The 5,062-nt window shown below is 73.2% G+C and carries 2 protein-coding genes; both read right to left on the bottom strand.

The window, feature by feature from the left end; all coding sequences use genetic code 11:
- On the bottom strand, positions 1-827 hold an 827-nt coding region (locus tag ACIP4X_RS35670; protein ID WP_358738387.1), incomplete at its 3' end, for a beta-ketoacyl synthase N-terminal-like domain-containing protein.
- A gap of 26 nt (positions 828-853) precedes the next feature.
- On the bottom strand, positions 854-5,062 hold a 4,209-nt coding region (locus tag ACIP4X_RS35665), incomplete at its 5' end, for an SDR family NAD(P)-dependent oxidoreductase (RefSeq protein WP_401352521.1).

Below are 5,062 nucleotides of genomic sequence, written 5' to 3'. Positions count from 1 at the left end.
ACGAGGGCCACGCCCTCGGACCAGCCGGTGCCGTCGGCGGCGGCGGCGAACGCCTTGCAGCGGGCGTCGGGCGCCAGCCCCCGCTGCCGCGAGAAGTGCACGAGCGTGTCGGGCGCCGCCATGATGGCCGCACCGCCGGCCAGGGCGAGGTCGCACTCGCCCGAGCGCAGGGACTGCGCGGCCAGGTGCAGCGCCACCAGCGACGACGAACACGCGGTCTCCACGGTCACCGCCGGACCCTCCAGCCCGAGGGTGTAGGAGATCCGGCCGGAGGCCGCGCTGCCGGAGTTGCCGATGCTCAGCAGGCCCTCGACCTCGCGGGGTATCTCCCGCAGCGGCGGCGCATAGTCGTGGTACATCACGCCGGCGAACACGCCGGTCCTGCTGCCGTGCAGAGTGGTCGGGTCGATCCCCGCCCTTTCAATGGTCTCCCAGGACACCTCCAGCAGGTGCCGCTGCTGCGGGTTGAGCGACAGCGCCTCGCGCGGGGAGATGCCGAAGAACTCCGCGTCGAAGCCGCCGGCGTCCTGGAGGAACCCGCCCTCGCGGACGTACGCCTTGCCGGGTGCGTCCGGGTCGGGGTCGTAGAGGCCCTCCACGTCCCACCCGCGGTCCTCGGGGAAGGCGGTGATGGCGTCCGTGCCGGAATCCACCAGCCGCCACAGGTCCTCCGGGGAGGCGACGCCGCCGGGCAGCCGGCAGCCCATGCCGACGATGGCGATCGGCTCCTGCAGCCGGGCCTCGGCCTCGTGCAGCCTCTCGCGGGCCTGCCGGAGCTCGACGAGGGTCCGCTTCAGATAGTCGCGAAGCTTGTTGTCACTGGTCACGGAAGGGTCCTTTACGCGTTCGTGGCTCACGGCAGGTCCAGTTCGGCTTCGGCGAGACGCAGGATCTCCTCATCGGTCGCCAGCTCCAGATCCGGCCCGGGACCTGTGGCGGGGACGTGCCACTTGGCCGCCAGCTTGCGCAGCCGGTCCGCTATCTCCGCGCGGTCGCCGGGCTCCAGCGCCAGCTCGTCGAGCGAGGCCTCGAGTCGGTGCAGCTCTGCCAGCGCCTCGGTGGCCGACCCGTCCTCGCCGCTGTCGAGGCCGAGCTGCTCCCCGACGTACCGGGCGAGCGCCGCAGGGGTGGGGTAGTCGAAGACGAGGGTCGCCGGGAGCCGCAGGCCGGTCGTCGTGCCGATGCGGTTGCGCAGGTCGACGGCGGCCAGCGAGTCGAAGCCGAGCTCCTTGAAGGCCTGCCGTTCGTCGACCGCCCCGGCAGTGGTGTGCCCCAGCGTCGCCGCGGTGTGCGTGAGCACCATGTCCAGAAGCTTCTTCGACTGCTCCGGAGCGGTGCTCCGGCGCAGCAGGTCGAGGAAGGAGTCCGGCGCTTCGGCGGCGGCCTGCCGCGCGGCGGGCCGGGTGCGGGGCACCAGGTCCCTGAGCACGGCGGGCGGGTTCACGGACTGCCGCAGTGCCGTGCGGCTGAGCTTGACGGGCACCAGCACCGAGGGGCTGTCCGGCGCGGCGGCGCCGGACAGGGCGGCGTCGAAGAGCTGCAGGCCCTCCTCGTCGCTCATCGCGAGCACGTCCTGCTTGAGGTGTCCGCGTGTGCCGTCCAGCAGCGCCCCGGTCATCTCGCTCGCCTGCTCCCACAGGCCCCAGGCCAGCGAGAGACCGGGCAGCCCGAGCTGCCGGCGGTACGCGGCCAGGCCGTCGAGGAACCCGTTGCCCGCGGCGTAGTTGCCCTGGCCGGCGTTGCCCAGCGTGCCCGAGGCCGAGGAGAACAGCACGAACGCCGCCAGGCCGAGGTCCTCGGTCGCCAGGTGCAGATTCCAGGCACCGTCGACCTTCGGCGCGAACACCGTGCCGATCCGCGCGGGATCGAGCGAGGTGAACACACCGTCGTCGAGCACGGCCGCGCTGTGGATCACGGCGGTGAGCGGTTGCTCCGCCGGCACCCCCGCGATCAGCTCCTCGACCGCCACGCGGTCGCCGATGTCGCACGCCGTGACGGCCACCGTGGCGCCCAGCGCGCTGAGTTCCTCCCGCAGCTGGTGCGCCCCCGGCGCGTCGGGGCCGCGCCGACTGGTGAGCAGCAGGTGCCGTACCCCGTGGTGGGTCACCAGCCGCCGCGCGACCAGCCCGCCCAGGGTGCCGGTGCCGCCCGTCACCAGCACGGTGCCGTCGGTGTCCAGCGGGGCGGGCCCGGCCTCGGCGGGCTGGAACCGGCCGAGGCGCGGTACGGAGACGGCACCGGCGTGCACGGCCAGTTGCGGCTCACCCGTCGCGACGGCGGCGGGCAGCAGCCGCCGGGACTCCGCGGCCTCGTCCACGTCGGCCAGGACCACCTGGCCGGGGTGCTCCGACTGTGCCACCCGGACCAGTCCCCATACGGAGGCCATGGCCGGGTCGCGCCGCGCGTCGCGCGTGAGCACCACCAGCAGGGCCCCGGGCTCCGGCTTGCCCAGGTGCTCCTGGATCGCCTCCAGAGCACGGGTGACCAGGGCCCGCGAACGCCGGGGCACGGGCAGGTCCGGTGAGGTGCCGGGACCGGTCAGGTCCAGCAGGTCTCCGGGCACCGACTCGGGCAGCGGGCTCGTCGCATCCACCCCGAGCGGCGTCCAGCCGGTGGCGAACAGCATGTCGGCGGTGCCGCCCTGCTCGCCGATCCGGCCGGCGTCGACCGGGCGGGTGACGAGCCGGCCGACCGAGGCGACCGGAGCACCCGTCGGGTCGGTCACCTCCACGGCGATGTCGTCGGCGCCCACCGGGCGGATGTGCACCCGCAGTGCGGTCGCACCCGTCGCGTGCAGGGCCACCTCGCTCCAGGCGAACGGCAGCCGGACCGGGGCGTCCCCACCGCGGCGGCCGGGCAGGAAGGCGGCGGCGTGCAGGGCCGAGTCCAGCAGCGCGGGATGGAGCAGGAAGGCCGTGGAGACGTCGGCGTCGTCCGGGAGGCCGACCTCGGCGAAGACCTCGTCGCCCTGGACCCAGACAGCCCGCAGGCCCTGGAACAGCGGGCCGAACTCGAACCCGGCCGCCTGCTCCTCCGCGTAGAAGTCGTCCACCGCGACCGCTTCGGCCCCGGCGGGCGGCCAGACCGCAGGACCGGCGAGGGGCAGCGGCTGCGGGACGGCGCTGAGGTGTCCGGTGACGTGCCGGGTCCACGCCGCTTCCGCGTCGGCGTCCCCGGCGCGCGAGTGGACCGTGACCGGCCGCAGGCCGGACTCGTCGGGGTCCCCGACGGACACCCGCAGGTCCGCTGAGCCGGTCGCCGGTACGGCCAGCGGTGTCTCGACCACCAGCTCCGACACCACGGCCGCCCCCAGCTCGTCGCCGGCGCGGACGACCAGTTCGAGCAGCGCGGTGCCGGGCACGAGAACGGTCCCGGACACGGCGTGCTCTGCCAGCCACGGCTGCGTGCGCAGCGACACCCGGTTGGTGAACACCGCTCCGTCCGACTCCGGCAGACGCACCACCGCGCCGAGCAGCGGATGCCCGCTCCGGTCCAGGCCCACGGCGCCGATGTCCATGGCCTTCCCGTCCGTCTTCAGCCAGTAGCGCTGGTGTTGGAAGGGGTAGGTGGGGAGGGGGGTGTGGGGGTTGGTGGGTGTGGTGGGGAGGTGCCAGGTGGGGGTGTGGTGGGTGTGGGTGTGGAGGGTGGCGAGTGCTTGGTGGAAGGTGGTGGGTTCGTGTTGGTTGCGTCGGAGGGTGTGGAGGGTGGTGGTGGGGGTGTGGGGGGTGTGTTGGGTGAGGGTGTCTTCGATGGAGGGGAGGAGGACGGGGTGGGGGCTGGTTTCGATGTAGGTGTGGTGGCCGGTGTCGGCGAGGGTGGTGGTGGCGGTGTGGAAGTGGACGGTTTGGCGGAGGTTTCGGTACCAGTAGTCGCCGGTGAGGTGGGGGCCGTCGATCCATGTGGTGTCGGTGGTGGAGTACATGGGGATGGCCGGGGTGTGGGGGGTGATGTCGGCGAGGAGGTGGGTGAGTTCGGGTTGGAGTTGTTCGACGTGTGAGGTGTGGGAGGCGTAGTCGACGGGGATTTTGCGGGCTCGGATGCCGTGGTCGGTGAGGGTGGTGTGGAGGGTGTCGATGGCGGTGGGGTCGCCGGCCACGACGGTGGTGTGGGGTCCGTTGATGGTGGCGATTTCGATGTGGCCGGTGTGGGGTTGGGTCCAGGGGGTGAGCTCGTGGTGGGGGAGGGGGATGGCCATCATGGCGCCGTGGCTGGCGAGTTGGCGGGCGATGGCTTGGCTGCGCAGGGCGATGATGCGGGCGGCGTCGTCGAGGGTGAGGGCGCCGGCGATGTGGGCGGCGGCGATTTCGCCTTGGGAGTGGCCGATGACGGCGTCGGGGTGGATGCCGTGGTGTTGCCAGAGGCGGGCGAGGGCGGTCATGACGGCGAAGGTGACGGGTTGGACGACGTCGACGCGGTCGAGGGTGGGGGCGTGGGGGGTTCGGCGTAGGACGTCGGTGACGGTCCAGTCCTGGTAGGGGGCGAGGGCGGTGTCGCAGGCGGTGATGGTGTCGGCGAAGACGGGGTGGGTGTCCAGGAGGGTGGCGCCCATGCCGGTCCATTGGGTGCCCTGGCCGGGGAAGACGAAGACGGTTTTGCCGGTGGTGTGGGGGGTGCCGGTGGTCAGGGCGGGGTCGGCGGTGTGCTGGGTGAGGGCGGTGAGGGCGCGGAGCTGGTCGTCGCGGTGGGTGGCGGTGATGACGGCGCGATGTTCGAGGTCGGGCCGGCGGGCGAGGTCGGTGGCGACCTGCACGGGGGTCAGGTCCGGGTGGCGGTGGAGGTGGTCCAGGAGACGCTGGGCGGAGTCGGCGAGCGCGGCGGGCGTGGCCGCAGACAGCTTCCACGGCACCACGGCCGGAGTCGAGTCGGGCTCAGCGGCGGGCTTTTCGACGGGCTGTCCGGTCTGTTCCTGGGTGGGTTCTTCGGGGGGTGCCTGTTCGAGGATGACGTGGGCGTTGGTGCCGCTGACACCGAAGGCGGAGACGGCGGCGCGTCGGGGGCGTCCGGTCTGCGGCCACGGCCGCGACTCGGTGAGGAGCTGGACGGTGCCGGCGGTCCAGTCGAC

It is taken from the genome of Streptomyces sp. NPDC088817, assembly GCF_044750345.1.
GTDB lineage: Bacteria > Actinomycetota > Actinomycetes > Streptomycetales > Streptomycetaceae > Streptomyces.
This window is presented reverse-complemented; position numbering and strand designations above follow the sequence as displayed.